30 protein-coding genes are annotated in these 25,073 nt (G+C 70.6%); 15 read left to right on the top strand and 15 right to left on the bottom strand.

Annotated features, from left to right (window positions below; genetic code table 11):
* Positions 1-367: 367 nt before the first annotated feature.
* Entirely contained in the window at positions 368-1,279 is a 912-nt protein-coding gene (locus tag ACFHW1_RS18175; protein ID WP_416557501.1) for a ParA family protein, read from the top strand.
* A 9-nt stretch (positions 1,280-1,288) separates the two neighbouring features.
* Complete coding sequence (locus ACFHW1_RS18170; RefSeq protein ID WP_416615759.1) at positions 1,289-1,744, top strand: hypothetical protein; 456 nt, start codon at positions 1,289-1,291, stop codon at positions 1,742-1,744.
* A gap of 59 nt (positions 1,745-1,803) precedes the next feature.
* Here ACFHW1_RS18170 and ACFHW1_RS18165 read toward each other — a convergent pair whose 3' ends face one another.
* The 6 genes from ACFHW1_RS18165 to ACFHW1_RS18140 all read right to left on the bottom strand — a co-directional run bounded on the left by ACFHW1_RS18165 (position 1,804) and on the right by ACFHW1_RS18140 (position 7,493).
* Positions 1,804-3,981: a HelD family protein gene (locus ACFHW1_RS18165; RefSeq protein WP_416557499.1), complete on the bottom strand. Its 2,178-nt coding sequence runs from the start codon at positions 3,979-3,981 to the stop codon at positions 1,804-1,806.
* Positions 3,982-4,128: 147 nt separating this feature from the next.
* Complete coding sequence (locus ACFHW1_RS18160; protein ID WP_416557498.1) at positions 4,129-4,809, bottom strand: lytic polysaccharide monooxygenase auxiliary activity family 9 protein; 681 nt, start codon at positions 4,807-4,809, stop codon at positions 4,129-4,131.
* Positions 4,810-5,011: 202 nt separating this feature from the next.
* Positions 5,012-5,272: an FtsX-like permease family protein gene (locus ACFHW1_RS18155; RefSeq protein ID WP_416557497.1), complete on the bottom strand. Its 261-nt coding sequence runs from the start codon at positions 5,270-5,272 to the stop codon at positions 5,012-5,014.
* 10 nt (positions 5,273-5,282) lie between these two features.
* Positions 5,283-5,633, bottom strand: coding sequence for a hypothetical protein (locus tag ACFHW1_RS18150; RefSeq protein ID WP_416557496.1), 351 nt, complete (start codon positions 5,631-5,633; stop codon positions 5,283-5,285).
* Between the two features lie 38 nt (positions 5,634-5,671).
* Positions 5,672-6,853, bottom strand: a complete 1,182-nt coding sequence (locus ACFHW1_RS18145) for an FAD-dependent oxidoreductase (RefSeq protein ID WP_416557495.1) — start codon at positions 6,851-6,853, stop codon at positions 5,672-5,674.
* A 37-nt stretch (positions 6,854-6,890) separates the two neighbouring features.
* A complete protein-coding gene (locus ACFHW1_RS18140) occupies positions 6,891-7,493 on the bottom strand; it encodes a TetR/AcrR family transcriptional regulator (protein ID WP_416615757.1) in 603 nt (200 codons plus the stop codon).
* Positions 7,494-7,682: 189 nt separating this feature from the next.
* Here ACFHW1_RS18140 and ACFHW1_RS18135 point away from each other — a divergent pair, with 189 nt between their 5' ends.
* Positions 7,683-8,513 carry a hypothetical protein gene (locus ACFHW1_RS18135; RefSeq protein ID WP_416615756.1) on the top strand — a complete coding sequence of 277 codons (831 nt, stop codon included), beginning with the start codon at positions 7,683-7,685 and terminating at the stop codon, positions 8,511-8,513.
* Between the two features lie 298 nt (positions 8,514-8,811).
* On the opposite strand, the gene ACFHW1_RS18130 is transcribed toward ACFHW1_RS18135, so the two are convergent.
* Both ACFHW1_RS18130 and ACFHW1_RS18125 read right to left on the bottom strand, forming a co-directional pair.
* Positions 8,812-9,084, bottom strand: a complete 273-nt coding sequence (locus ACFHW1_RS18130; protein WP_416615763.1) for a tetratricopeptide repeat protein — start codon at positions 9,082-9,084, stop codon at positions 8,812-8,814.
* Positions 8,982-9,845 (bottom strand): AfsR/SARP family transcriptional regulator, encoded by an 864-nt coding sequence (locus ACFHW1_RS18125; protein WP_416615754.1) that lies wholly within the window; start codon positions 9,843-9,845, stop codon positions 8,982-8,984. Before ACFHW1_RS18125 ends, ACFHW1_RS18130 begins: the two co-directional genes overlap by 103 nt.
* 197 nt (positions 9,846-10,042) lie before the next feature.
* Here ACFHW1_RS18125 and ACFHW1_RS18120 point away from each other — a divergent pair, with 197 nt between their 5' ends.
* Together ACFHW1_RS18120 and ACFHW1_RS18115 are read left to right on the top strand one after the other, a co-directional pair.
* On the top strand, positions 10,043-10,660 hold the full coding sequence (locus tag ACFHW1_RS18120; RefSeq protein ID WP_416557491.1) for a YcaO-like family protein: 618 nt from the start codon (positions 10,043-10,045) through the stop codon (positions 10,658-10,660).
* Between the two features lie 65 nt (positions 10,661-10,725).
* The gene (locus ACFHW1_RS18115) at positions 10,726-11,361 is read left to right on the top strand and encodes a hypothetical protein (protein WP_416557490.1); all 636 of its coding nucleotides are present in this window, start codon (positions 10,726-10,728) and stop codon (positions 11,359-11,361) included.
* Between the two features lie 108 nt (positions 11,362-11,469).
* On the opposite strand, the gene ACFHW1_RS18110 is transcribed toward ACFHW1_RS18115, so the two are convergent.
* Entirely contained in the window at positions 11,470-12,048 is a 579-nt protein-coding gene (locus ACFHW1_RS18110) for a hypothetical protein (protein ID WP_416557489.1), read from the bottom strand.
* Positions 12,049-12,151: 103 nt separating this feature from the next.
* Between ACFHW1_RS18110 and ACFHW1_RS18105 the strand changes: the two genes are divergently transcribed.
* From ACFHW1_RS18105 to ACFHW1_RS18085, 5 genes are all read left to right on the top strand, one after another.
* Positions 12,152-13,306 (top strand): hypothetical protein, encoded by a 1,155-nt coding sequence (locus ACFHW1_RS18105; protein WP_416615753.1) that lies wholly within the window; start codon positions 12,152-12,154, stop codon positions 13,304-13,306.
* Positions 13,307-13,369: 63 nt separating this feature from the next.
* Positions 13,370-13,774 carry a hypothetical protein gene (locus tag ACFHW1_RS18100; RefSeq protein WP_416615752.1) on the top strand — a complete coding sequence of 135 codons (405 nt, stop codon included), beginning with the start codon at positions 13,370-13,372 and terminating at the stop codon, positions 13,772-13,774.
* Positions 13,775-13,785: 11 nt separating this feature from the next.
* Positions 13,786-14,862, top strand: coding sequence for a hypothetical protein (locus tag ACFHW1_RS18095; RefSeq protein WP_416615750.1), 1,077 nt, complete (start codon positions 13,786-13,788; stop codon positions 14,860-14,862).
* A 61-nt stretch (positions 14,863-14,923) separates the two neighbouring features.
* Entirely contained in the window at positions 14,924-15,364 is a 441-nt protein-coding gene (locus ACFHW1_RS18090) for a helix-turn-helix transcriptional regulator (protein ID WP_416615749.1), read from the top strand.
* A gap of 10 nt (positions 15,365-15,374) precedes the next feature.
* A complete protein-coding gene (locus ACFHW1_RS18085; RefSeq protein WP_416557258.1) occupies positions 15,375-15,782 on the top strand; it encodes a VOC family protein in 408 nt (135 codons plus the stop codon).
* Positions 15,783-15,875: 93 nt separating this feature from the next.
* Here the strand turns inward: ACFHW1_RS18085 and ACFHW1_RS18080 are convergent, their stop codons facing one another.
* Both ACFHW1_RS18080 and ACFHW1_RS18075 read right to left on the bottom strand, forming a co-directional pair.
* On the bottom strand, positions 15,876-16,133 hold the full coding sequence (locus ACFHW1_RS18080; RefSeq protein ID WP_416557259.1) for a hypothetical protein: 258 nt from the start codon (positions 16,131-16,133) through the stop codon (positions 15,876-15,878).
* Positions 16,123-16,500, bottom strand: a complete 378-nt coding sequence (locus ACFHW1_RS18075) for a hypothetical protein (RefSeq protein WP_416615748.1) — start codon at positions 16,498-16,500, stop codon at positions 16,123-16,125. The genes ACFHW1_RS18080 and ACFHW1_RS18075 overlap by 11 nt, the downstream gene beginning before the upstream one ends.
* A 23-nt stretch (positions 16,501-16,523) precedes the next feature.
* Here ACFHW1_RS18075 and ACFHW1_RS18070 point away from each other — a divergent pair, with 23 nt between their 5' ends.
* Together ACFHW1_RS18070 and ACFHW1_RS18065 are read left to right on the top strand one after the other, a co-directional pair.
* Positions 16,524-17,216 carry a helix-turn-helix domain-containing protein gene (locus ACFHW1_RS18070; RefSeq protein WP_416615761.1) on the top strand — a complete coding sequence of 231 codons (693 nt, stop codon included), beginning with the start codon at positions 16,524-16,526 and terminating at the stop codon, positions 17,214-17,216.
* Positions 17,217-17,298: 82 nt separating this feature from the next.
* Positions 17,299-17,490, top strand: coding sequence for a DUF397 domain-containing protein (locus tag ACFHW1_RS18065; RefSeq protein ID WP_416557261.1), 192 nt, complete (start codon positions 17,299-17,301; stop codon positions 17,488-17,490).
* 243 nt (positions 17,491-17,733) lie between these two features.
* Here the strand turns inward: ACFHW1_RS18065 and ACFHW1_RS18060 are convergent, their stop codons facing one another.
* Genes ACFHW1_RS18060 through cas7u form a run of 4 tightly spaced genes read right to left on the bottom strand, consistent with a single transcriptional unit; the run spans position 17,734 to position 21,554 of the window.
* A complete protein-coding gene (locus ACFHW1_RS18060; RefSeq protein ID WP_416557262.1) occupies positions 17,734-18,969 on the bottom strand; it encodes a DEAD/DEAH box helicase family protein in 1,236 nt (411 codons plus the stop codon).
* A gap of 16 nt (positions 18,970-18,985) precedes the next feature.
* Entirely contained in the window at positions 18,986-20,431 is a 1,446-nt protein-coding gene (gene csb2 / locus ACFHW1_RS18055; RefSeq protein ID WP_416557263.1) for a type I-U CRISPR-associated protein Csb2, read from the bottom strand.
* Positions 20,432-20,436: 5 nt separating this feature from the next.
* Positions 20,437-20,682 carry a hypothetical protein gene (locus ACFHW1_RS18050; protein ID WP_416557264.1) on the bottom strand — a complete coding sequence of 82 codons (246 nt, stop codon included), beginning with the start codon at positions 20,680-20,682 and terminating at the stop codon, positions 20,437-20,439.
* Positions 20,658-21,554 carry a type I-U CRISPR-associated RAMP protein Csb1/Cas7u gene (gene cas7u / locus ACFHW1_RS18045; protein WP_416615746.1) on the bottom strand — a complete coding sequence of 299 codons (897 nt, stop codon included), beginning with the start codon at positions 21,552-21,554 and terminating at the stop codon, positions 20,658-20,660. Before cas7u ends, ACFHW1_RS18050 begins: the two co-directional genes overlap by 25 nt.
* 556 nt (positions 21,555-22,110) lie before the next feature.
* Here cas7u and ACFHW1_RS18040 point away from each other — a divergent pair.
* The 3 genes from ACFHW1_RS18040 (at position 22,111) to ACFHW1_RS18030 (ending at position 25,051) form a co-directional block, all read left to right on the top strand.
* Positions 22,111-22,998: a hypothetical protein gene (locus ACFHW1_RS18040; protein ID WP_416615744.1), complete on the top strand. Its 888-nt coding sequence runs from the start codon at positions 22,111-22,113 to the stop codon at positions 22,996-22,998.
* Between the two features lie 20 nt (positions 22,999-23,018).
* Complete coding sequence (locus ACFHW1_RS18035) at positions 23,019-24,023, top strand: hypothetical protein (RefSeq protein ID WP_416557267.1); 1,005 nt, start codon at positions 23,019-23,021, stop codon at positions 24,021-24,023.
* A 161-nt stretch (positions 24,024-24,184) separates the two neighbouring features.
* Positions 24,185-25,051 (top strand): hypothetical protein, encoded by an 867-nt coding sequence (locus tag ACFHW1_RS18030; RefSeq protein ID WP_416557268.1) that lies wholly within the window; start codon positions 24,185-24,187, stop codon positions 25,049-25,051.
* Positions 25,052-25,073 lie beyond the last annotated feature (22 nt).

The following is a 25,073-nucleotide window of genomic DNA, read 5'->3' as shown; positions in this document are numbered from 1 at the left end:
AGACGCGGTGGCGCGGGGGGCGCTGCCGCGCGCCGTGACCATGTACAACCACGCCGGCCCGCCGACGATTCCCGACCGGGCCCACCCGCCGGGCCGCCCGGCCGGTGCTCAACGGCTACGGGCCTGGGCCTGGTGGCCGGCGGCCTGAGCCGGGCTGCCGCAGGCCGGAGTGCGTGGCGCGACCATGCACAACGACCTTGCCCGCCGCATCATTCCGCGCCGGCCTGAGAGCCGTCGTACAGCCCACCGAGGGGCGGTCGATCTGAGCGCGGCTGACGCCACAGGCGCATCTTGCGCACGTGGGGCATCAAGCTCACCGCACACATCCACGTGGCATGCTGCTGACCATGTGTGTGCGGAGCGTCCGATGACCGTGGTGTCCGTCATCAACTACAAAGGTGGTGTCGGCAAGACCACCGTCACCGCCAACATCGGGGCTGAACTCGCGTACCGAGGGCACCGGGTGCTGCTGATCGACCTGGACCCGCAGGCGAGCCTGACCTTTTCCTTCGTCGAACCGACCATGTGGGAGCGGGAGCTGGCCGACGAACGGACCATCCTGCAGTGGTTCGGTGAGGTGCTGGACCGGGGCGGTGCCGCGCCGCTGGACCGCTACCTGCTCACCCCGCCCACGGTCAACGAGGTGATCGGTCAGCACAGCACAGGTCGGCTGGACCTGGTGCCGTCCCATCTGATGCTCACCGACGCCGACCTCGACTTCGCCGCCAGCCTGGGCGGATCGCGGTTCCAGCACGGCAGCCCGCGTTTCCTGTCCCTGCACCGGGCGCTCGCCGAGGCGCTCGCCGCGCCCGCCTTCACTGACTACCAGGTCGTCCTGGTCGACTGCCCACCGAATTTCACCATGGTCACCCGCACCGGGGTGGTCGCCAGCGACCACATCCTGATCCCGGCCCGGCCGGACTACCTGTCCACGCTCGGCATCGACTACCTGCGCAAGAAGGTCTCCGAGCTGGTGACCGACTACAACCGGGTCGCGGCGGGCCGGGCCGACCAGATCAGCCCGGAGATCCTCGGCATCGTCTTCACGATGGTCCAGTACACCGGGCACGGGCCGCTGCTGGCGCTGCGCAACTTCATCGGCCATCCTGCGACCATCGAGATCCCGCGCTTCCAGCAGATGATCCGCGACAACAAGACGGTGTTCGCCTCAGCCGGCGAGCACGGCCTGCCCGCGGTCCTCATGCCGGACGCGAACGTCAACGTCCAGTACGAGTTGCAACAGCTCGCCAGCGAGTTCCTCGCCAAGATCCGCCCGTAGGAGAGTCACGTGACCAGCGCCGCCGACCTGTCCCACGCCGTCCTGATCCGGGTCGCGGACTTCCTCCGTACCCTGCCGCCGGAGCAACTGGCCGCGCTCGCCGACGGCACCGCGCAGCTGACCGTCGCCACCGCCACGTCCGGGCCGCAGCAGCCTGCGGCACCGGCACCGGCACCGGCACCGGCCCGCCGGAGCCGGGCCGCCAAGGCGACGAAGCCGGCGGTCGTCGTCGACACCGACCGGATCCGCGCCGACCTGGCGGCGATCGACGACCGGGTGGCCGCCGGACGCTACCTCGACGATCTCGGGCTGAAGGTCGCCGAGCTACGGGCCCTGGCCGCCGAACTCGGGGTGGCGCTGCCGAGCCGGGCCGCCAAGGCCGTCATCCAGAAGAACATCGTCCAGGCGACTGTCGGCCGACGGCTCACCTCGGCGGTACTCAGCCGCCCCGCCAGCAGCTCCTGACGACAGCGCAGCACCGGCCAGCCAGTAGCTCCGCACTGTGGCAAGTCGGTTGCGGGTGGTCAGTCGGCGAGCTGGCGGCGTACCTCGTCGAGGACTTCCGCCCAGTGCGCGGCCGGCGCACCGGCGCGCAGCTGACCGGCGAGATGCTCGGCGAGCAGGCGGGCGGACCGTTCGGTGAAGTCGGGCTGCTCGTCGGCCGAACCCGGATCCGGGCGGTACCGCGTGGTCAGTGGCAGCGGGTCGCCGACACAGACCACGTCCAGATGGCCGGTGGTTCGGGTCAACGCGACGTACAGCATCCGGTGGCCGCGCTCGTCGTCGGCGACGATCTGTTCCGGCTCGACGACCACCACGGCGTCGAACTCCAGGCCTTTCGCCTCGATCGGGCTGACCAGGTTGATCGCCGCGCCGAGGTCGCCCTGCTGGGCGCTGCTCCAGGCGAGTCCGTTGTCGGCGAGCGCCGCCTCGACCTCGCGGCGGCAGCGCGGCGGGCAGACGACGCCGACGAACGCGCCCCGCGCGGCGTGCTCACCGGCTACGGCGACGACCCGACCGGCCCGCTCGGTGAGCCCGACCCGGTGCACGCCGGGTTCGGCCGGACCGTCCCGGACCACTTCCGGTGGTGTCACGCCGGGCGCGGCGACCGGCAGCAGCCGGGCAGCGAACTGGTACGCCTGGCGGGGCACCCGGTAGCCGTACCGCAGCGGCGCGACCCGCACCGGGCAGGTCGTCGGCAGATGTCGGGTCACCTCGTCCCAGCTGTCCCGGGCCCAACCGCCGGTCGACTGGGCCAGGTCGCCGATGACCGTGCACGAGCCGGTGCGGCTGCGTCGGGTCACCGCCCGCAGCTGCATCGGTGACAGGTCCTGCGCCTCGTCGACCACCACGTGCCCGTACCGGCGCGGCGGCCCGCCGTCGATCAACTGTTCCAGTTCGTCGAGCAGCGGCAGGTCGGCGGCGGACCAGATCTCTTCGGAGATCCGGTCGGCGCCGCGCCGGTGCAGCAGCGCCAACTCGTCGGCGGTGAACCCGTCGGCGGCCGGGCCGGTGGCGGCGCGCAGCCGGGGCCGGGAAGCCAGCAGGCCGCGCAGGAACGCCGCCGGGCTCTGCTGCGGCCAGAGCCGCTCGACCAGGTTGACCAACGCCGGTTCGCCGCGCGGGTCGACACCGGACCGGTCCTGGACCAGGTCGGCGAGCCGGTCACGGAACAGCTGACGGCGACCGTTGTACGGCAGGTCGGCTCCGGCGGCGGCGTCGAGCGCCTGCTGCACCTGCTCGCCGGGCAGGGTGACGAACCGGCTGCCCAGCAGCAGCCGCTCCGCCGGGTCCGGGGTGCCGATCCGGTTGCGCAGCGCCCGGTCGAGCAGGCCGGCCAGCCGGGCGTCACCCTTGAGCCGGGCCACCGCCGCCGGCTCGGCCCGGCCACGCCGTACCGTCGGGGCGAGCCGGCTGATGTCGCGCAGCTCGACCTCGGCGTCGCCGAGCCCAGGCAGCACCTGGCCGATGTAGCGCATGAACGTCGGATGCGGGCCGACCACGAGTACGTCGTCGGCGGTCAGCTCGGGATGCTGAAACAGCAGCCAGGAGACCCGGTGCAGGGCAATGGCGGTCTTGCCGGTGCCCGGGCCGCCCTCGATCACCAGGACCTGCTGTAGCGGGGCGCGGATCAGTTCGTACTGGGCGGCCTGGATGGTGGCGACGATGTCGCGCAACGTACCGGTGCGGCCCCGGGCCAGCTCGGTGAGCAGGTGTACGTCGACGTCGGCCCGACCCGACCCGTCGGCCGACCCGCCCGCGATCCCGCCCGCGATCCCGGCGGCGATTTCGGCGAACAGGACGTCGTCGAAATCGTCGATGACGTTGCCGGTGCACTGGAATCCGCGTCTACGCACCAGGCCCTGGGGGTCGTCCGGGTTTGCGGTGAAGTAGCGGGCGGCGGCCGGCGACTGCCAGTTGATCACCAGCGGGTCACCGCCGTCGGGCGAGCCGATCAGGTGCCGCCCGAGGTAGTACGCTTCGCCGGACTCGTCGTCGATGCGGCCGAACGCGACCGCGTCGGCAGCGCCGCCGAGGGCCCGGGTGACGGCTTCGGCGTGGCGGCGCAGCCGGGCGGCGGTGGCCCGGTCGGCCCCGCTGCTCGCCAGCGAGGCGAGCGCGGCCACCCGCCGGTCGCGCTCCCGGGCGGCGGCGTCGAAGTACGCCTGTTCGGCGGCGATCTCCGCTGACATGTCGGCCATGTGCACGCTCCCCGGGTCGGCAGACCCGGCACACCGTACCGGTGCGGGTGGGGGTCGGACAGCCCCCGAGTGTGCAGGACCGCCGGCCCGGGACGCGGATGTCCGGGGCCGGCGGGCGTGCCGTGCCGTCGTTCGTCGGCCTGCCGATCAGACGAAGTTCACGTCACTGCACCACATGTAGGCCTGGTCGAGGTGGGACGCCTGCCAGATCACGAAGACAATGTGGTGTCCGGTGTAGCCGGAGGTCGAAACGTTGAAGCTGATGTTCTGTGCCGGCGCGTACCGGCCGGTCTGGGTGATGAAGTCGAGGTTTCCCCACCCGAGCCGCTGGGTAGCGGGGTTGAACCCGTTCTTGCTCACGTAGACCCGGAAGAAGTCGGCGCCATGGCTGGCCTGGTCGTACAAGTGGATCGTGAAGTTGCGGCCGACGTTGGTCTTCTTCCACTGTCCGGGCTGGTTCAGACTGTTGTTTCGAGACAGCGCGTTACTGCACAGCTGCCCATCGGGGGTGCGGCCCTGGAAGTTGCCGCCAAGCCCGTCGCGCAGCGCGCTCATCCAGTTCCACATGGTGTCCGGGTTGGCCTGGAAGGCCTGCCAGCACATCGGGTCCTGCTGCTGCATAACCGGGTTCATGTGCTGGTGTCCCCAGTCCTGCCAGCACTGGTAGGCGCGGCTCGCCGGGTTGACGATGGTGCCGTGAGCCTGCGCCGCGCCGGTGAACGGCAGCATGCCGGCCATCAGGGCGAGCAGCAGAACAAGCGCTCGAACAGGCTGGCGGGCGGGCGGCCGGGATCGCCGACCGGGTTGGTCGAGGTTGCGTGAACGCACGGTTCGTCCTCCATTCCTGGGCGCTCAAACGGGTGCGGGAGCGCTTCCACCCGACTATCGCATCCATTGGTCCGAATATCAATGATCGTCTATAGATATCTGTCTTTGTCGGACTGCCCGAAGTCGCCCCCCGCAGCGGATCCAGGCAGTTTCCGATCCAGGAAAGCGTTGATCTGGCAATCAGCGATCAACAGTCGCCGACCTAGTCGGCCGCCAGCGACTCGACGACCGGCTGGCGCAGCGCCCGGCGGGCCGGCAGCACCGAGGCGACCAGCGCGGCCACCGCCGCCACCGCGACGACGACCCCGAGCTGCGGCCACGGTAGGTCCGGCCGGAAGACGTCGTCCTCGGCACGGTTGAGCACGGCGAGCGCGCTCGCCGCCCCGGCCACTCCGACTGCGATGCCACCCGCCGTACCACTGACCGCCGTCAGCACCGCCTCGGTGGCGAGCATCCGGCGCAACTGGCCCGGGTCACACCGACACCCGCAGCAGGGCGGGCTCCCGGATCCGTTCGACCACCGACAGAGTCAGGGTGTTGGCCAGCCCGAGCAGCGAGACGAAAATCGCCAGGGCCAGCAGCGCCAGTACGAACCGCAGCACCGTGTCGACGGTGCCGGTACGCGCCTCGGCGTACGCTGCCCGGTCGACGAACGTCACGAACGGGTAGCTGACGACCACCGCCTCCACCGCCTCCCGGGCGGCCTCCGCGCCGACGCCGGCGTAGCTGGGCGGGCGAGCAGCGGGGCCGCCACCAGCAGCCCGCGGCCGCGGATCACCCAGCTCGGCGGGGTCGGAGTCGGCACCGGCATGCTGCGCGCGCACCCAGGTCAGGCACTGGGCCCGGCGGCCGTTGCCGCGGGTCAGGTGCTGGACTTGCCGACCATGGCTCCGGCGATGACCCGGTCCATGCCGGGCAGCCCGGCGGCGGCCAGCGCGGCCCGCCGTACGTGCAGCCACCACCGGTGCTCCGGCACGAACCAGCGGACCCCCCGCCGGGCCACCTGCTGTTTGTCGGTGACGACCGGTCGCATCGCGGTCTCGTAGCGGCGCAGCGCTATCGCCAGCATGCCGGGGTCGGCGCCGGCGGCGGGGTCGAGTGCCCGGGTCAGCTCGGCGGACAGGGTTTCCGCCCCGGCGACGGCCAGCGAGGCGCCCTGCCCGGCGAGCAGGGACACCGCCTGGCAGGCGTCGCCGACCAGGACCACCCGGCCCTGGCTCCAGGCCGGCAGCTCAATCTGGGCGACCTGGTCGTAGTAGATGTCGTCGGCGGGTGGGCAGGCGGCGAGCGCCTGCGGCGCGATCCAGCCGAGGCCGGCGTACTCCTGGCGCAGGGCCGACCGGGGATCGGCCGGCAGCTGCGGGTCGGTGGTGCGGTGCACGGCGAAGACGGCGATCCGCCCATCGCGCAGCACGTAGCAGCCGAGCTGGCGCCGGGTGCTGTCGGTGAGGGCGAACTCGTCGCCGACGGCGTCGCGGGCCGCCGGGTCGTCGAACACCCAGGCGGCGGTGTGGAAGCCGAGGTGGCGCAGGAAGTGCCGTTCGTCGCCGAAGGTCAGCCGGCGGACCGTGGAGTGGATGCCGTCGGCGCCGACCAGCAGGTCGGCCCGGTGGACGGTGCCGTCGACGGTGGTGGCGTCGACCCGGTCGGCGCGGTGGTCGATGCGGGCCAGCCGGCTGCCGTAGCGTAGCGCGACCCGGCCGGGCAGCGCCTCGCGCAGAATCCGTTCCAGGTCGGGACGCATGATGCTGACCAGCCGACCGTCGACGATGTCGGCGAACCGGGAGTAGCTGAGGCTGGCCCGGCGGCGGCCCTGGTCGTCCCGGTAGGTCAGCGCGGTGACCTGGTAGCCGGACTCGTGCAGTTGCGGCAGCAGCCGCATCCGTTCGATGGCGTCGTAGCCCGGCCCGAAGAAGTCCATCATGTAGCCCTCGGTTCGCGGCGCCGGCGCCTGTTCGAGGACGGTCACCGCCCAGCCGGCGGCGTCCAGCCGGTGGGCCAGGGCCAGCCCGGCGATCCCGGCGCCGCAGATGACCGCCTTCACTGTCGGTCCCCTTCCGTCGTGGCGTTGTCGGTGGTGCTCATGCTGTGGTGTCGGTGGTGTCGGTGGTGTCGGTGGTGTCGGTGGCGACCAGGCGGATCAGCGGTCCGGCGACCGCGTCCGAGGCGAGGTCGGATGACAGTGGACGGTGCAGCATGAGGCCGTCGAGGGCAGCGGCCAGCACGGCGGCGCTGCCCGGCGGGTCGGCGACGCCGTGGCCGGCCAGCCAGTCGGCGATCCGGCCGCGCAGCCCGTCGAGGATGCCGGTCAGCACCTGACGCAACTCGGCGTCGCGGGCGGCGGCCAGGTACGCCTCGACGAACAGCAGCGAAGTCGGGTCGGTGCCGGAGTATCCGTCGAGGGCGGCGAGCAGGGCACGTACTCCGGCCTCGGGGCTCACCGCCCCGGTGAGCAGAGCGTCCAGCTCGCCGGCGAGGTCGGTCATCGTGCCGGTGGCTGCCTCGATCAGCAGTGCCCGCACCGAGGCGTAGTGGTAGTGGACCAGCCCGGGGGCGACCCCGGCCCGGTCTGCGACGAGCCGGGTGCTGACCGCAGCCCAGCCGCGCTCAACGATCAACTCGACTGCGGCGGCGCGCAGCCGGGCCCGCACCTGCCGGCCGCGTTCGGCGGCGGTCTGCGTCATCTCCCACCTCCGGGGCAGCAGCCGTTGGGCGGTCGCCCTGAACGTTCGTATTGGGCGAATGCCCAACACGATACCACGCCAACCCGGTCCGCGAAATCAGCTCTGGATTTGGAGGCGCCACCCGTGCAACCCTGTTCGCAATGAGTAGTCGCCCAATCACCAATGGCTACCCCTCAGCCGGAGGCGTGCGTGAGCGAGCTGTACCGGACGCCACACTACGAACCACCACCGGGCAAGGACAGCGGTGCGACCCGGATGCAGGTCCTGGTCACTGGTGTCACCCCGCCGGTGCCGTCCGCGGCACACGGCGCGATGACCACCCTCGTCGGTCTCCGCCTCGACGGCCCCCAGCACTGGATCCGGTTCGACGAGATCCCCGCCCACCCGCTCAGCCAGGCTGCGCCGGTGCGGCGCTACGACATCGTCACGGCTGTCGCTCGGCCGGACCCGGACGACCCCCGCCCGGAAAGCTGGCGGATCCACGCCGCAACTCTGCGGGTCCGCCACGAAGCCCGGCGGTGGCCCGGACGCGCCGCGATCCTGCACCGCCACGCCGAATGGTCCATGTGCGACCTGGAAGACTCTGCGGCGCGGCGTCCCGACGCCCAGTCCCTGGCCCTGATCCGGGTCGCCGAGCTGCGCTACGTACGGGTCAACCGGACCCCGGTGGCACCGCCCGCCGAACGCTGGTCCGCCGCCACCTGGCGCCGCACCGAGCCCGACCTTTTCCGTCCGGTGGTGCACGACCTGCTACGCCGACCGCCGTTCACCGTCGCCTACCGCTACCACTGTCACCATCCGGTCTGCCGTAGCCACGTACAGGAATTGCGCGACCGGGACGTGGTGGCCTACCAACGCCAGCGGCAGCGCTACTGCGGGCTGCCGCTGCGGCGCGCGCTGGTCGGCGAGTTCTGGTGGCCGCTGTGCCAGCCCGGCCGCGAGGTAGCGTTCCTGGTCGGCAGCCGCCGCGACGCCCCGACCCGCTTCGACGTTCTCGACACCGTCGTCCTGCGCGGCTAGCCCGGTTGCTTGCGGCCGGTCAGGGACGCCGGGCGAGTTGCCGTCCGGTTTCGGCGGCCTCCGCAGGCCGAGCACGGTGAACAGGTCGTGGGCCAGGATCAGCTGTTCGCGGGACTCCCGGTCGGCGCCGAGCGCGTGCAGCACCCGGGAGAGCACCGCGTAGGCGTAGGCCTGATCTCGCTGGTCGCCCAGCCGCTCACAGTGACCGGCCGCCAGTCGGCATGCCGGAGAGTCAGCTCCAGCTCGCCGGTCTCCCGCAAGGCGTCCGCCAGCCGGCAACGCGCCCTCGCCTCCCGCACTAGCAGACCGGCTGACACAGACAGATCGAGGCACCGGCCGAACCATTGACATACCTCGCGTACGCGGTCGCGCCGTCGTCCAACAGATCGTCGAACGAGTCCAGGGCCTCCCGGCAGGCGACCTCGGCCTCGGCCGACCGTCCACGATTGAGCTCGGTCAGTGCCACGTTTACGATCGACACGAACTCGCCGGTGCGATGGCGTAGCCGGCGGGCCAGCCCGATCGCCTCCTCGAAAAGGGTGACGGCAGCGTCGTAGTCACCGAGACGCAGCGCCAGCAGCCCCAGGTTGTCCAACGCCTGCCGCAGGATCGCGATGTCGTCATGCTCTGCGCACAGGCGGGCGGCGATCTTGGTCGCGCGCGCTCGGCCACTTTCCCGTCGCCCGCGCGGTCCGCCGCCGCATGGTCCGCCGCCGCGTACAACACAGACAACAATTCGATCGTCGGTTCCGCGCGTGGGTCCGGCCCGGACGGTGACATCGCGATCATCAGATCCACCAAGCGACGAAGAAGGTCCGCCTCGCCGGCCGCCATCTGCCTGCCCAGCGCGACGATGTTCGGCAGCTCTGCGGCTGCCCGGCGCCAGGCGCTCGCGAGGCTGTCCAACGGCTGCCCGGCGGCCCCGGTCGCTGCGGCTCCCCCGGCGACGTCCTGGGCGAGGGCGAACGACCGCACGAGAGGATGCAGGTGGTATCGCCCGGCGGCGGCCAGCATCGCGCGGGCGCTCCTCGCGTCGCCGGCCCGGCTGGCGCGACGGGCGCGACGGGCCAGCGCCTCGGCGCACCGCACGTCAATGGCGTCCTCCGGCACCTCCGGGCGATAGCCGTCACCGACGGTCGTCAGGAGCCGGGGCTGGGCAACGTCCTTTTCCAGCACCTTGCGCCAGCGCCAAGCGTACGTGCGGAGGCTCTTCGTCGCCGTGACCGGCGGGTCGTCGCCCCACAGTGCTTCCATCAGAACGGCTGCGCTCACCGCCTGACCCGGCCGCAGGAGAAGGACGACGAGCAGGGCCTGTTGCTGCGGGCTTCCCATGTCGAGATCGGCAGAGCCCCGGCGGCCGCACACCACGCCGAGTAGATTGATTCGAAGAGATTCCATGTCAGGCGCAGACGACCGCGACGGCGGCGTTTCACGAATCCACCCTCATCTCGCCGTCCACACCCCGTCTATGGGTTCACCTACAGCCGGGCCCGCGAAGGTCCCCGCTGGTCCTCATCGAGGCGAGCACGTTGCCGGACAACCTCGCAGCCCTGGTGTGTGCTGCGGAGACCATCACCGGCCGGCGGCTGCACCTGATCGACATGACCACCGATTTGGGCGTGCCGGCGATCTTCGCCTACCTTCCTACCCGCGACGGCGAACCGGCTCGGATCCGCAGCTGCGGCGCCTCGCTCTCCCGCCACTATGCGATCGCCCGTGCGGTGAGCGAGCTGGTCCAGATCCACCTGGCGTCCTCCCTCGGGAACATCCACTCCGCGTTCGCCGCCATGACGCCCGTCCGGCATGACTGGACGACGCCCTATCCCGCGCTCCATGCCTGTTACCGAAGCGACTTCAGTACCCGGCTCGGCGACGCCATCCTGGTGCCGTACCGGGACACGGAAGCGCCGGACACGGCCGCCGGCCATTTCGACGAGCTCGTTCATGCCCTCACCAGACGCGGCTTGCACCGCTGCAGCGTGACCACTACGTCACCGGAAACCTGGCCGTGGTCAACATCTTCGTCCCCGGCCTGGAGCGGTTCATGCTCGTCACCGACGGACAGGTGGTGGTGCCGGGGAAGCGCGGCATGGCGGTCAAGAACAACGGAGTGCGGCCAGAATCCGTGCACGATGTCAGATAGCTGACGTTGATCATTGCGCTGGGCCGGCTGCCCTGGCGCGGCGGGCCCGGCGCGCGGACAATCGGCAGCATGGCGATGCTGTGGCTCGGCGCAGCGGTGCTGCTGACCCTCCTCAGCGGCTTCCTGTTGGGCCAGGAACCGGGACTCACCTCCGTCACGGCCGTCCTGGTGCTGTGGGCAGCTGCAGCCGCCTACGTAGTCGCCGCCATCTGGCCCGTTCGCGTGCCTTCTGGTAACCGGGCCAGCCGGTTGACGACGGTCGTCATCACCGGACGCACACTGCTGGGGATCACAGTCGGAGCGCTCAGTCTCGCCTTCGCCGCCGCGTACGGCGAAGGCAACCTTTCGCCGTACGGCGAACAGGTCACCGCCGAGGTCACCGATGTCCGTGACGGGTGCGTGCCGGGCACCGAACTGTGCCGCCCCAGCTACCAGCTGTCCGCCGGCGGCGACGATCTCGGCTGGGTTCCGTTCTGCGGGCCGGCCGAGCCGGTCAGCACGAAGGTCGAGGTCGACATCGACCCACTCGGTCAGCGAGAGCCGCTGACCACCTCCTGTATCCCCGGGCTGGACGCGGCACGAACGATCACTACAGCGTGGTTCGGTGGCGTCGGCGCCATCGGCCTGGTGGCTGTCGTCGGCCCAGGGTGGCGCGCCGCCCGCTCCCGGAGCCTTCGTCGGCCCGAGGACACCGAACCAGGCTGACCCCGGAGCCAGAGTCAGTCGACCAGACTCAATCACGAGTTTGATGCGACATGTTGAAGACTGCCAGCCTAGTGACGAGGCAGCGTCCTGGATTTCGGCTACCAGCGGCTATGCCTGGGCGCGGTTGTGGCTACGTAGTTGATTCAGCAGGGCGGTCCAGCGCTTCGGCACCCCCAGGTCAAGGAACTCGGCCTTCAACGCGGCGATCTTGCGCTCCCGGTCGGCCAGCATCGCCTGCACGGCCGCGGTCAGCTGGGAGACGAACGCGCTCTCGCCCAGCCGGGTGACCGTGCCCTCGGCGAGCTGCACGGTCCAGGAGAGGGCACCGGTGGTGCGTACCGTGATCGAACCGTCCGGCGAGCCGCCGGACGCGACCACCTCGTTGAGCGCCCGCGTGTACGCGGCCTGCCCTGGTGTCTGCTCGGGTCGGGCCGGCGCGCTGACGATGACCCGGAACGACGCCGACCGTCGTTCGTGGAGCTCGTCCTGGGACCGCTGGAACGCGACCCACATCGCCTGACCGAGCCGGCTCAGCTGGTGGGCGAGGGTGTCGTCGGTGTAGCGACCGTACGCCGCGTAGCTGAAGCTGATCCGCAGGTCCGTGCCGTCGGTGGTGTCCGCCCAGATCGCACCGTCCGGGGACGACGCGGAGATCGGCGGTCGCCGGTCCGGGTCGGGCTCGCTCATCTCTCCCCCGTTCCGCAGGTCACCTGGCCACCGTCAAAACCCGACCCGGGCGACGACAGCGACGAGACAACAATCGATTGCCACTCTGTGTTAAGACTAGGCGGTGAAACGAACAGCGCGCGGGCTCGCCGCGGCACTCGTCGCAACGGCGACAGTCGGTATCCCGCTGCCGGCACTGGCCGGCGCGGCGGCTCCGGCCGACGGAGCGACGGCGACGCTGTACGCCGGAACCGGTGAGGCCGGATACTCCGGCGACGACGGTCCTGCCACGGCGGCCGCGCTGAACCAGCCCGGTGGGGTCGCCGTCACACCGGACGGGGTCGTGTACGTCGCCGACACCGGCAACGGGGTCGTCCGGGCGATATCCACCGACGGCGTGATCCGCACCGTCCCCGTCGGCGAGGTCAGCCTGAGCTATCCGAGCAGTCTGGCGGTCGACAGCGCCGGGAATACCTACATCGGTGACAGCGGCAACGCCCGGATCCTCGCTCTGTCGCCCGGCGGTGACGTCGCCCCGGTGGCGGGCAGCAACGAGGCCGGGTTCGCCGGTGACGGCGGGCCGGCCGTCGAGGCGCAACTCCGCGACGTCAGTGGCCTGACCGTCGACGCCAACGGCGGGCTGGTCTTCGGCGACCTGCGCAACTACCGGGTCCGGCGGATCGACGCCGACGGCGTCATCGACACTTTGATCGGCAGCGGCGACGTCGGGCTGGTGGCGGGCGGCGACGCGACGACGTTCACTTTCCCGTACGCGCCGATCTCAACGGCGGACGACCCCGACGGCGACCGCTGGGTGGCGAGCACCTTGCTGTACGGCCTGTCCGACAACGTGATGCGCGCGGTGGTCCGCGACGGCGACAGCCGATGGGCGTACTCCGAATCGCAGTCGGCGTCGATCCCCGCCGGCGCCTGGCAGGGCAACCTCTACCTGGCCGCCACCGCGAACGCCCGGTATCTGTCTGCCGACGACGGCCTCTACCGCTTCCACCCAGACGGCCGGGTGGAGACCCTGCTGGCGGGTCCGTCGTTCGCCGGCCCGTTGACCATGGCGGACGACGAGCTCGGCTACCTGGTCGACCCGCTCCAGCACAAGGTGTACCGGTTGGAGCTGCCGGCGATCTCCGCCGTCGGTCCGGGCAACGGCGGCGACGCGGATTCCGACGGCGCGGTACGGCCGTGGTGGGTGCTGGCCGCCGGGGTCGCGGTCGCGGTGACGCTGCTGGTCGCGGTCGTCGCGGTACGCCGCCGCAAAGCATGAACGCACCACCGCTCGGCAAACCGCCCGAGCGGTTCCACTGACCGTCAACCGGGGGTGATGGCGATGCCGGAGGATGTCACCGGTGGTGACCTGTACGCGCTGTGGCGGGTGTCTGAGGCGCTGCTGCCGCGCGTGGCGGACGTCTACTACGACGCGAACCGGCTGGTCGCCGGGGCGGACAGCGCGTCCGGGCTGATCTTCGCCCTGACCATGTGGAACACGTTGCGCTACGAACTGCAGGACATGTACGCCGAGATCGGCGATGTGGTGCTGGACGGCGCGACCGCCGTACGGGACGCCCGGCTCGCGTACGAGGCGACCGACGCGCAGGCAGCGAGCGAGCTTCAGGCGCTTCTCGCCGACCCGTGGCGCAACTCCACCGATCCGGCGATCGCGCCGCCGGCACCGGGGTCCGAGGACGACCCCGGCACGCCGATCCCCGCCCCACGCCGGTCCGGCGATTCCTGAAGGCGGCGACCATGGGCAACGCCGACACCCCCGCCGAGTACGCGAATCTAAAATTCGTTTCGGAGCTGACCGAAAAGGCCGAAAAGCTGCGGCAGGAGTTCGTCCGGCAGACCCTGCAGGACATGCGCTCCTACCTGGATGCGCTGCTGGAGGAGTACAACAAGGCCAACCCGGACCGGCCGGCGTACACCATCACCTCCGGGGCGTTCTCCGTCGTCATCAACAAAGGCCCCGGGCTGCCGAACGAGGAGGTGGTCCTCACCGAGGCGGAGTTTAGGCAGTGGCAGTATGCGATCGAAAACGAACACTACGCCTGGGTTGTCCCCACCTTCAATAGCTACCTGACGCCGGACCCGGACGAGGCCAACCTGGCCATCGACAATCTCGGCACAATCGCCGCGATGTTCGGCGGATCGGTTGCCGAAGCCGGCGAGCTCGGCAACCGCGACATGGGGCTCACCGGGCTGCAGACCGTCCGCGACCAGATGGAGAACCACTGGGAGGGTTCGTTCCAGCAGACGTTCATCGGCAACTTCGTCGCCCCGCTGGAGAACGGGCTGGCCTGCCAGGCTGCGGCCGCCCGCATCGCCAAGGAGCTGCTAGAAGCCAACAAGATCAGCAAGATCGCCCAGCGGAAGGCCGTCCTCGACCTGCTCGACAAGGCGATCGCCGCCCTCGGTGACCTCGGCGCGGGCGGCAAATCGGCCAAGAGCTACACCTGGAGCACCCTGATCGGCATCGCCGCCGGCACCCTGATCGCCACCACCGGCGGCATGGCCGCCTGGGTTGGCGCGGTGATCATCTCGACCAGCACCCTGGCGCAAGGGCTGGAGGTGGGCAGCGACGCCGAGCCCGTCGAGATCGGCGGCACCACGGCGCAGGACGTCGCGGTCGCAGTGCAGGGCGCGCTGACCAAACAAAACGAGAAGTTCGTCGAGGACGAGACCAAGGTGGCGGACGCCTTCACCCGACTGCACCAGGACGTCGCCGACGCCCGCCAAGTGGTCGGCCAGCTGGGCGTCAACCGACCCGACCTGCACGGAGCCTCATCCGCCGACATTCGGCGCGGCCTGACCCCGTCAAACTGACCTGACTCCGTCGGGCTAAACGACGACGCCGGGTGTCGGTGGGGCGTGGCAGTCTGACCGGGTGAACGTCGAGGAAGCCGTCCGACTGCGCCGCGCCCGGGACCTGCTAGACAGGGAGTACGCCCGGCCGCTGGACGTGCCGGCGATGGCGCGGGCTGCGTACATGTCGCCGTCGCACTTCACCCGGTTGTTCCGGGCCGCCTACGGCGAGAGCCCGTACGGCTACCTGTCGACCCGGCGGGTCGAGCGGGCCAAGGCGCTGCTACGCCGGGGCGACCTGAGCGTCACCGACGTCTGCATGGCGGTCGGGTTCACCTCGCTCGGCTCGTTCAGCTCCCGCTTCACCGAGCTGGTCGGTGAGACGCCCAGCGCGTACCGGGCCCGGTCACACGCCGCTGGCGCGGCCATCCCGGCCTGCTACGTCAAGGCCGTCACCCGCCCGACCCGCCCGGCCGGAGTATCAAGTCGGTTCGGAGAAGCCCAGGTCAGCCGGCCGGCGTAGCGTCGCTGGCATGACAATCAAGCTTTCCCACACGTTCCTGCTTGTCCGCGACCAGGACGAGGCACTGAAGTTCTACCGCGACGTGCTCGGCCTGGAGGTCCGCACCGACCTGCCGTTCGAGGGCGTCCGCTGGCTGACTGTTGGCCCGCCCGGACAGCCGGACGTCGAGATCGTGCTCGAAGTCGCCGCGATGGGTCGCGCCGCCGACCAGGAGACTCTGGAACTACTGCTCGCCAAGGGCTCGCTCAGTGGGCTGATCTTCCTGGTAGACGACGTGGACGCGACGTTCGATCGGGTCCGGGCCGCCGGGGCGGAGGTCATGCAGGAGCCCATCGACCAGCCGTACGGGGTACGCGACTGCGGTGTCCGCGACCCGTCCGGCAACAACATCCGCTTCTCGCAGCGACTTCCGCAGTAGCCGCACCGCCGCTGCGCCACCGACGCGTCGAGTGGAGGGCTGGGGTACGTAATTCTCGACAAATTAGGTACCCCAGCCCTCCACTCGACGAGTTCACGGGCGGCGCCGGGCCGGACGGGTCACCGCGCCGGGGCGGCGCAGCGCGTCCGCCCGTACGACGATCGAGCGGAAGCGGTGGTCCTCGCCGCCGACGACCTCGACCCCGACCAGGTGGACCCATTCGATCCCCGGATGCTGCGCGCCGTCGTCGACCCGGGTGACCCGCAGTACGAGTCGACCGAGCCCGTAGCAGTAGTCGCCGGTATTCAGCGAAACCGTGTCGCCGACTTTGACCAGGGGGTCATTTCTCATCGTTGATCATTTTCACCGGCTTGCCGTCGCGCAGCAGCTCGGCGAACCACTCGTACGCCCCGAAGTCTTCCACGCGTAGAAATTGCAGCGCGGTGTCCATCGGGCGGCATCCGTCGGTCAGGCAGACCGGGCAGCCGGCCCACTCTCTTGAAGGCCAGTGGTCGGTGACGACGCTCGTCGCGTACCGGATGGCGACGTCACGGGTCTGATCCTCACTCAACTCGGGGATGGCCGGCGGTTGGGAACCTGGTACCAGGACGCTCATTTCTGCCCTCCGCTGATCCTCGGAAACTTCTCCTGCGAACACTCTGGACTCCGCCGGCACTCTCCCGTAAGGATGGATCGGCATACCCGTGAAATCACTCACGTACGGAGGGGTAAGCGGTGGACATGATCATGTGGATACGCGCGCTCAAAGCAGCGCGCGTCGCCGCCGGAGTAAGCCAGGACGGGCTCGCCGAGAAGATCAATTGGAGTGCGTCGACGATTGCCGCGATCGAGACCGGCCGACGCAAGCCGACCTTCAAGTTTGCCGAAGAAGCCGACGTAGCTCTGGACACCGGCGGCCTGCTGACCGAGCTACTGGACCGCGCCGAACGCCAACGCACCCCCGCCTGGTTCATCGCCTGGCGCAAGATCGAGTCCGAAGCCACCCGCCTCCGCACCTTCCAACCGACGGTCATCCCGGGCCTGTTACAAACCGAGGAGTACGCCCGAGCGATCATCACCGCAGGCAACCTGCACACGCCAGCAAAGGCCGAGGAGCTGGTGCGAATCCGGATGGATCGGCAGGAGTTGCTGACCCGCGACAATCCGCCCGAGTGCATCTTTATCCTCGACGAGACAACGCTGAGCCGGCCGGTGGGCGACCACGCCATCCTCGACCGGCAGCTCCAGCACCTCCAGGAGGTCGTCGAGATGCCGAACGTGCGGATTCACATTCTGCCGACCGAGGTCGGGGCGCACGTGGGTCTCGGCGGCGGCTTCGTCTTCGCCGATCTACCCGACGTCGACCCAGCCGCATACTTGGAGAACGTCGCCAAAGGCCAGGTCGCCGACGACGAGGAGACGATCCAGTTTTGATCCGGAAGTGGGACAGGCTGCTCGGCGACGCCGCCTCCACCAGCGCGTCGCTTCGCATCATCGAGAAATATAGGCTGACCCCATGACGACTACCGATGGTCTGCAGTGGCGCAAGTCCAGCCGGTCGACCGATACCGGCGGCGACTGTGTCGAGGTCGCCGGCAACCTGCCCGGCCGGGTCCTGGTCCGCGACTCGAAGGACCGGGACGGCGGCACCCTCACCTTCTCCCCCACCGCCTGGACCACCTTCCTCACCCACACCCCCGCCCGCTGACCCCACCCGTACGTGCACAGCCGGTCGCCTCGCCAGCCCACCGCTGGCGAGGCGACCGGCCATGCACCACAGAGGCCCGTTACAGCGGTCCAGCGCCGGCTCCCGCTGAGGTCTACGTCATGATGACGAGCCGCAATCGAGATCAACTCAGCGAAACCGATCGGCCAGCCGAAAGCAGAGTCCTGTCCATCCATCTTGCCGAACGGAGACCGGCCCTTGACGGGCCGGTGACGGTCGGGCACCTCAGCTCCGGGCCGGACGCCATGCTGAAGTCGCAATGGAGACGGGTTCGCGTGAGCCGGTGACGGACGGCCGCCGCTTGGACCGGATGCCGGCCGCCGTGCAGGTCACAATGGAGACCGACCCTCGCGGATCGATGACACTGAGAGCGGATTTCAGAGGTTCGCCGGCAAGCTGTTGCAATGGAGACCGGCCCGCGTGGGCCGGTGACGGAGCTGCGGCTGCTCGCGGTCCCGATGCGCGTAGCAAATGTCGCAATGGAGACCGGCCCGCGTGGGCCGGTGACGGCACCGCGCGGGCGCGGGCGACCGTGTTGGCGACGACGGCCACCACGCCCCGGTCGGCCAGCCGGGCGGCGAGGTCGGCCATCACCTGCGGCACCTCGGTGGCGGCCTTGCGCCGGTTGGTGTCGACCTGGACGAGGCGTAGCCGTTTGCCGGCCCGCAGCCGTTGCCCCGCATCCGGGTGGTCGAGGTCGGCGGTGCTGATCGTGTGCACCGTCGGCGTACCGATGCCGGATGCCGCCGGTCGGTCGTCGTCGGCCGGGTTGGTCGCCGACATGGTGATCAGCACCGGCCGGCGGGCGATCGGCCACCGGTCCAGGTCGAACGCCTCGCGGACGGTGGTGTGGAACGCGGTGGCCAGGTGGGCTTCGTCGACGACGATCAGGCTGTCGGTGCCGACGAGTGCCGCGTCGATGCTGCGCGCGTACTCGCTGACGCCGTACCCCCGGAACAGCAGCCGGCTGCCGACCTGGTCGATGGTGCCGGTGATGATCGCGTGCCGGTCCGGGCGTTCCAGCCAGACGCGGTCCCAGGTGACGCCGCCGCGCATCCGGGCGACGGTCAGCACCTCGCCCGGGTCGCCCACGGCGCGCAGCCGGTCGGCGACCGCGCGGCACACCGGCCCGGCGGTGCCGGTCAGCGCCTCCCGGATGGCGGTGGCGTGTTCGTGGGCTTCGTCGACCACGAGGCGTCGGTCGACGACGAAGAACGTCCGCCGGGGCGCGAGGTCGGGGCGCAGCGCGGCGACGAACACGGCGACGTCGAGCACGGTCGTCTTGCCGAGCCCGGTCGGCACGTCGATGACGTCGGGCCAGCGCCCGTCGGTGAGGATCCGGTCGAGCAGCGCCTGCTGCCAGGGGAACGGCCGGCGTCCGCCGTGTGCCTCGGCAACGAAGTCGGCGAAGTGTGCGGCGGTCAGCTCCTCGGTGGTGGCCTGTCGGCCAGTTCCGGGCATTGTTCGCTCCGCTTGCTCATCGTTGGGCAACGGGCACCTCCGGGACGAACACGCCGCAGCCGAGGTAGCGCAGGGCACCGGCGATGACCGGGCCGCGTACCGGCTCGGCGAAGCTGATCCGGCAGTGCACCAGTGGTCGGGACGGCCGCTGCTTCGGCAGGGTGCCGCGCCGGGGTGCGCTGATCGCGCCGCGCAGCACCGGGGCGTCGAGCACAGTCACCGACGCCGGCCGGGGATAGTCGGCGGTGACGAGCCCGTCGGCGACGATGTCGGCGGCGCTGCGGCTGCGGTTCGGGAAATGGTCCAGCATCATCGGGCTGGCGGTCACCCACTGTTTTGCGCCGGACGGCGGCCCGGTCCACCGGTCGGCGCGCACACCCCACGTGGTCGGCGGCTCGGCCGGGTCAGCGAGCTGCACCGGGCCGAACTGGTTGCCGTTGAGCGTCTGGATCGGGTCGTCGCCGGTCGGGCCGAACAGTCCGGCCAGCACTGCCCGGCGGTCGGTGTCGGGCAGGTCGGTGGGCAGCGCGACGGCGACGCCGAGCAGGTGTCCGTCGGCGTGGCGGTGGCCGACGTCGAGCAGCGGCAGGTACGCCAGGTGCGGTCGGCCGTCGGCGCCGTGCCCGCTGACCTGGGCCGGCAGCGGGTCAGCCACCCGGTCCATCACGGTGCGTCGCAGCAGGCCGGCGACCTGCAGGATCCGGTCGCCACGGATCGGTACGTGGCCGCGCCGTACCGGCCACACCAGCAGCGTCCGGTACGGGCCGGTCGCGTCGGCCGGTGCTGGCGGCTCGTCGGGCTCCGGCGGGCTGCCCACCGCGTACGCGATCGACCGCGCGGTTTCCCAGGCACGCTGCCCGTTGTCGTACGCGGCGACAAGCTGGTCGGCGTAGCCGGGGTACGGCACCCGCAGCTCGATCGACCCCGGCGTGCCGATGCGGGTCGGCTGGTACGTCGTGCACTTCGGGCGGTGCGGCACATGCTCATCGTGCACGGTGATCTCGACGTTGCCGGTGGACCGGCCCAGGTACGGCACCCGCCGGGCCAGCCGGGTCAGCCGCCACAGCACGCCGTCGTCGGGCTCGGCGGCCGGCCAGACGAACGCGACCCGATCGTCGGCGGGCAGCGCGCTGCTGCGGCTGCTCGATCGGTTGGTACGGCCCGGCCAGAAGGTGCTGCCAGCGTTGGCCTCGGTCGCGTTGGTGACCACGAAGCCGCTGCGGACGCTGGTGTGCACGTCGGTCGGTGGGACCGCCGCGACCAGGGGTGGGCCGGCCTGTTCCAGCCAGCGCAGCGCCGCCAGATCGGCGACCTCGGCCGGGCTGCCGCTGCCGTGCTCGACGGCGGCGACCAGCGCGTTGAACAGGCGTGCTGGATGCGGTGGCCACTCCGCGTCGACGGGTGTGGTCGCCGCCGCGTCGTAGCGGGCCTGCCTCAGCCGTACGGTGATACTCAGCGCCACCGGACCTACGCCTCTTCTGCCACGGACTGGGTGAGAGCGTGCCGGATCGCCTCGGCGAGCGGCTTGATCGGGGTGATCGCGATCACGTCGTCGTCCATCCGAATCCCGGCGGCGGCTGCCCGGCTGCACAGCTCCCGGAAGGCTTCGATCGCCTCGGTCGTCGACACGTCGACCGGGTCGAGCGTGCCGCCGTCGCCTTCAAAGGAGACGGTCTCGCGGTGGCGGGTCAGGTCACACCGGACCGCAGCCACAGCGAGGCCCGCCCGAACGCGAGCCGGTCGCCGACCAACGCCAGGGCGGCGAGCGTCGCCCGCGCCGCGGTCGCCGCTTCGGCCGACGCGTCACCGAAACGCAGCCGCTCCAGACCGGCGAGCGAGATCCAGCCGTACCGCCGGATCTCCCGCACCGTCACCCCGCCGTGCACCGTGTTGGGCGCGATGTGCCCATGCCCGATCTCGCTGAGCTTGCCGCCTTTGGCTTTCGTGCCCTCCGGCAGGAAACGCCAGTCGCGCTCGGCTTTGCCCTTGTCGTCGATGGCGCCGGTCAGGTTGACCGGGTCGACCTTGCCGGCCCGCCGGTCCCCGATCGACCAGTCGATACCAAACATCGACGACGAGTAGATCCGGGGGAACTTCGGCCACCGCCCCTTGCGGTGCGAATCCCAGGCGCCAAAGATTAACGAGTACGGTTCCCGCTGGTAGAGCGGGCGTACGTCGATGGCCGAGGTCGAGCGTAGCGCCTTGCCGACCGGGCTACGGTCGAATCGCTCGCCGTTCACGTCGCTGTCGCGCAGGTAGGCGTCAGCGTACCGGTGCGGGAAGTCCAACGAGGTCAGCCGTACGCCTTCCTCTTTCATGGTCAACTCGAAGATCGGCAGGTCGAGGCGGCCGCCGTCGCGCGCCGCCAGCAACGCCTCCTCGACCCGGTTGGCCTGCGACGGCACCTGGTCGACGATGACGGTGTCGCACAGCGTCTCGTCGATGAGCCGGCGTTCGACGGCGTACGGCACCGGCTCCCGGCCTTCGCGTTGGGCGGCGGCCTTTTCCCGGTCGGGTATTGGGAAAGTCGGCGGCATGATCTTGCCGCCCGGCCCGCCCACCGGCTGGTACCTCCCGTTGAACACAATCCCCGCATACGAGCGATCTTAATGAACCGCGTCGAGCAGGCGGTCAGCAAGCGACATCAGTGGCACTCCATAAGTGACGTGGAAGGTGATCGAGCATGTCTACCCCGTGGGTCCGACATTCTGTCGAACGGGGACAAGTCACTGCCCCGACCCGTCGTGAAAGTGTTTCCCGTTGCCTACGCTCCCCCGAGCCCGGCCGCCGGTGGCGAACCGGCGGCAGTGACGACCAGTAGCGGAGCTGGCTTCCTCAGCAGAGCCGACCGGCGGGCTGGTGTGCTTCTCGGGGTTGCTGCCGGAGGTGCATCTTGATGCACCTCCGGCAGCAAAGCTGTGGCGACACCTGTCCCGAGAGCCATGACAACCGGCACGCCTCCCACCCGCACCTGCGACCGGCGACGGCGAGCAGCCGGCCGCGCGGCGGTCGGCATCGACGGTTGCCAGGCTGTACCGTGGCAGAGCCGCCTTTAGTCCGCATTGGAAAGTGGGAGTACGCTTCATGGCCACACCGACCGTGGATGCCCCTGATCCCAGCCGACCAAGGCGAAAGATCCTCATGCCTCTGTCCGTAGTGGTGCTCGTCGCGGTGGTGACCGCCGGTGCGGCTGTCGTCCTGCAGATGCGAGGCCAGCCGGACGCGACCGCAACCCCCACCGCGCCGTGCATCGGGCCGCCGGATCGAGCGACACCATCGGCGGCAGAGACAGCGACAGCGACAGCGACTGCCGCGCTGGCCGGGAACGGGCTCGACGTGGTCGAGTCCGGCTTCACCCAGCTCGGCAGCAGCTCGGCGCCGATCACCCGCAACGCCATGGTCAGCATCGGCGCCATCGTCGCCAACACGAGTACGCACACCGCGCATCGTGCCCTGGTGACCTTCGACGTCCTCGACAGTGCGGGTGAGTCGGCAGTCCTCACCACGATCCTCGACCAGCCCCGGGAGATCCCGGTCATCCTCCCCGGCGAACGCGTCGGCGTGGGCGGCCAGTTCTGGATCCGGTCCGAGGACGGCCAGCGGGTCGAGGTCGCCCGGGTGAACGCCACCGTCTCCGGCGCGACCTGGACCGCGACAGCGACCGCAGACACGCCAGATGCGACCCGGGACGCGGCCCTAGACGCTGCGGCAACCACGGCCGGCGGAATCACCACCCGGCATCTGGAGACCCGGCGGCACGGTACGGACCAGATCGACGCTACGGTCACCTACGAGGTCCACTCACCGTACTGCCGAAAGTGGATTTCAGTCGGCACCAGCGCGGTGTTCCGCGACGACGCCGGCACGGTGGTCGGCGGGGGCTTCGACCCCACCGTCTCGCCGTACGCCTGCCTGCCCGGCCAGCACCCCGGGTCGACGCTGCTGCCGAGCAGTCTGCCGCCGACTGCAGCCGACACCCGGACCGAGGTTTACAAGCACTGCGCGCCCCCTGACGACCCGCAACAATGATCAACGGAGACGGTCTGAACATGCTGTACCACGAACGCATCGGCAAGCTGCTTCCCACCGCCGCGATGGTCGGCGTACTGGCGATGCTGGCGGCCTGCTCGCCGGAGCCGTCGACCTCCGACGAAGCAGCCGAGCCGCCGGCCGGTTCGGGCTTGCAGCCCGGCGAAGCCGATCCGGCGTCGAGCCAGCATCCGCTGCTCGCCGCCACGCTGGAGATGGACCCGCAGGTACGGGCCGTCGTCGGCCGGCTCACCGAAGCGTGCCTGCGCGACGCTGGCATCGACCGGTTTCCCGCCCAGCTCTCGGCCGAGTATCCCGGGCCGGTGGTCGTACCTCCGCAGCAGTCACCGACGCTCGCCGAGGCGAACGCGAACGGGTACGGCATCCGCGCGGCCGAGACCGCCGACCGGGCCGACACCGAAACCGAAACCGGTGCGACCACTGAACGGTTCACCTGGCCGTCACCGGCTGACGAGCACCGCTACCTGGAGGCGCTGACCGGTGCCGCCGACGGCGAGACCCTCACCGACGACGCCGGCAATCCGACTCTCGGCGGCTGCGTCGGCGAGGCCAGGTCCGCTGTGTACGGCCAGGTCGCCGCGCCACCGAGCCCGGTGACCGTGATCGACGAGGCGGCACGCGCCAGTTACGCCGCCGATCCGACGGTGACCTCGGCGACGGCCGCCTGGTCGGGCTGTCTCCAGCAGGACGGCCAGCCGCCGCTGCTCGACCCGGCGGACGCCCGGCGCTTCGCCCAGTTCTTCCACCACCCGGTCGGTGAGCGGCCCGGCGGTCCGGTGCCGGAGGGCGGACCGTGGCCGGCCGAGGTGGCCCGGGAAAAGGAGATTGCGCTGGCCGTCGCGGACGCCGGGTGCGCCGACCAGACCGGCCTGCGGGAGGCGCAGCGGCTGGCGTGGGAAAAGGCGCTGGACGCTGCGGTCGACCGGCACGACGCCGATCTGTCCGGCTACCGGGACGCGATGGCCGCCGCGCTGCGGCAGGGCCAGCAGGCGCTCGCCAACTGAGCCGTACCGGAAAGTGACGGATTGGCGACAGGAGCCCAGCGGGCCGATCATCATCACCTAGAGTCACCGCAACCTCTCTGTGTCACATACGGGATGTGTCCATGTAGTACGTTGAGGTAACTGCGGCAGTTCATCGGCTTAACAGTGGGGACAGGCGCGCCATGCCCGCATCGATCCGGCCCCGGCCAACCGTGCCGGCGGCGCTCGCCGTCGTACTGGTCGCGGCTGCCGCAGTCACCGCTGCCTGCTCACCCGGCTCGGAGCCCGACCCGGCAGCCTCCTGTATCGAGGCACCCGACCGCCCGCTCACCGGCACCGCCGGCCTGTCCGTTGAGGCACCCGACGGCGGCGGGCTGCGAGTCGTCGAATCCGGCGTGACGATCGTCCCACCGGTGCGTCGACTCGGCTCGGCGACCGCGAGCATCGGGGTCGTCGTCGAGAACACCAGCGAGTACGTCGCCTACCGCACTCGGGTCTCGTTCGACGTGCTCGACGGCGTCGGCGACACCGTCGTGATCGGAGACGGCGGCGGGACGGTGCTGCTGGAAGTTCCGCTGCTGCTGCCCGGTGCCCGGTCCGGCGTCGGCACCGCCGTGTACGTCGACGAGGCGGCCGGCGCTGCCGACCGGGTCGAGGTGGACACCACGCTCGGTGCCACCACCTGGGTCGAGCACCGACCGGACCAGGTCGCCGGGGTCACCACCACACACGACCGCACCACCATCGTCGATGCGGAGTCGCACAGCGGGATCGTTTACTACCGGATGGTCTCGCCGTACTGCACCGGCCTGTTCACCCGGGGCGTCGGCACCATTTTCCGGGACGCCACCGGCCAGATTGTCGGCGGCAGCATCGACGGCGACAAGGGTTCCCGCCGGTGTGACCCGGACCAGGCAGAGCAGCGGACCGACGTCATCCGCAGCGTACCGGCTGAATTCGACGACTCCCGGACCGAGAGCTACCCCTACTGCGACTTCGGCCCCGCGCCCAGATCGCCGGGGTGGTCGACGGCAGTTCCCTTCAACTAACCGGCTGGCAGGGTCGGCCACT

The sequence above is a fragment of the Micromonospora sp. LOL_014 genome (assembly GCF_048060245.1).
GTDB lineage: Bacteria > Actinomycetota > Actinomycetes > Mycobacteriales > Micromonosporaceae > Micromonospora_E.
This window is presented reverse-complemented; position numbering and strand designations above follow the sequence as displayed.

Excerpts from the sequence above, each read along its gene's own strand:
- ACFHW1_RS18080 (WP_416557259.1), bottom strand. The coding sequence starts at position 16,133 with ATGAGAAATGACCCCCTGGTCAAAGTCGGCGACACGGTTTCGCTGAAT.
- ACFHW1_RS18035 (WP_416557267.1), top strand. The coding sequence starts at position 23,019 with ATGCTGTACCACGAACGCATCGGCAAGCTGCTTCCCACCGCCGCGATG.
- ACFHW1_RS18140 (WP_416615757.1), bottom strand. The coding sequence starts at position 7,493 with ATGACGCAGACCGCCGCCGAACGCGGCCGGCAGGTGCGGGCCCGGCTG.
- ACFHW1_RS18110 (WP_416557489.1), bottom strand. The coding sequence starts at position 12,048 with ATGAGCGAGCCCGACCCGGACCGGCGACCGCCGATCTCCGCGTCGTCC.
- ACFHW1_RS18030 (WP_416557268.1), top strand. The coding sequence starts at position 24,185 with ATGCCCGCATCGATCCGGCCCCGGCCAACCGTGCCGGCGGCGCTCGCC.
- ACFHW1_RS18125 (WP_416615754.1), bottom strand. The coding sequence starts at position 9,845 with ATGGGAAGCCCGCAGCAACAGGCCCTGCTCGTCGTCCTTCTCCTGCGG.
- ACFHW1_RS18040 (WP_416615744.1), top strand. The coding sequence starts at position 22,111 with ATGCCTCTGTCCGTAGTGGTGCTCGTCGCGGTGGTGACCGCCGGTGCG.
- ACFHW1_RS18115 (WP_416557490.1), top strand. The coding sequence starts at position 10,726 with ATGGCGATGCTGTGGCTCGGCGCAGCGGTGCTGCTGACCCTCCTCAGC.
- ACFHW1_RS18085 (WP_416557258.1), top strand. The coding sequence starts at position 15,375 with ATGACAATCAAGCTTTCCCACACGTTCCTGCTTGTCCGCGACCAGGAC.
- ACFHW1_RS18065 (WP_416557261.1), top strand. The coding sequence starts at position 17,299 with ATGACGACTACCGATGGTCTGCAGTGGCGCAAGTCCAGCCGGTCGACC.
- ACFHW1_RS18100 (WP_416615752.1), top strand. The coding sequence starts at position 13,370 with ATGCCGGAGGATGTCACCGGTGGTGACCTGTACGCGCTGTGGCGGGTG.
- ACFHW1_RS18165 (WP_416557499.1), bottom strand. The coding sequence starts at position 3,981 with ATGGCCGACATGTCAGCGGAGATCGCCGCCGAACAGGCGTACTTCGAC.
- ACFHW1_RS18175 (WP_416557501.1), top strand. The coding sequence starts at position 368 with ATGACCGTGGTGTCCGTCATCAACTACAAAGGTGGTGTCGGCAAGACC.
- ACFHW1_RS18070 (WP_416615761.1), top strand. The coding sequence starts at position 16,524 with ATGATCATGTGGATACGCGCGCTCAAAGCAGCGCGCGTCGCCGCCGGA.
- ACFHW1_RS18095 (WP_416615750.1), top strand. The coding sequence starts at position 13,786 with ATGGGCAACGCCGACACCCCCGCCGAGTACGCGAATCTAAAATTCGTT.
- ACFHW1_RS18060 (WP_416557262.1), bottom strand. The coding sequence starts at position 18,969 with ATGCCCGGAACTGGCCGACAGGCCACCACCGAGGAGCTGACCGCCGCA.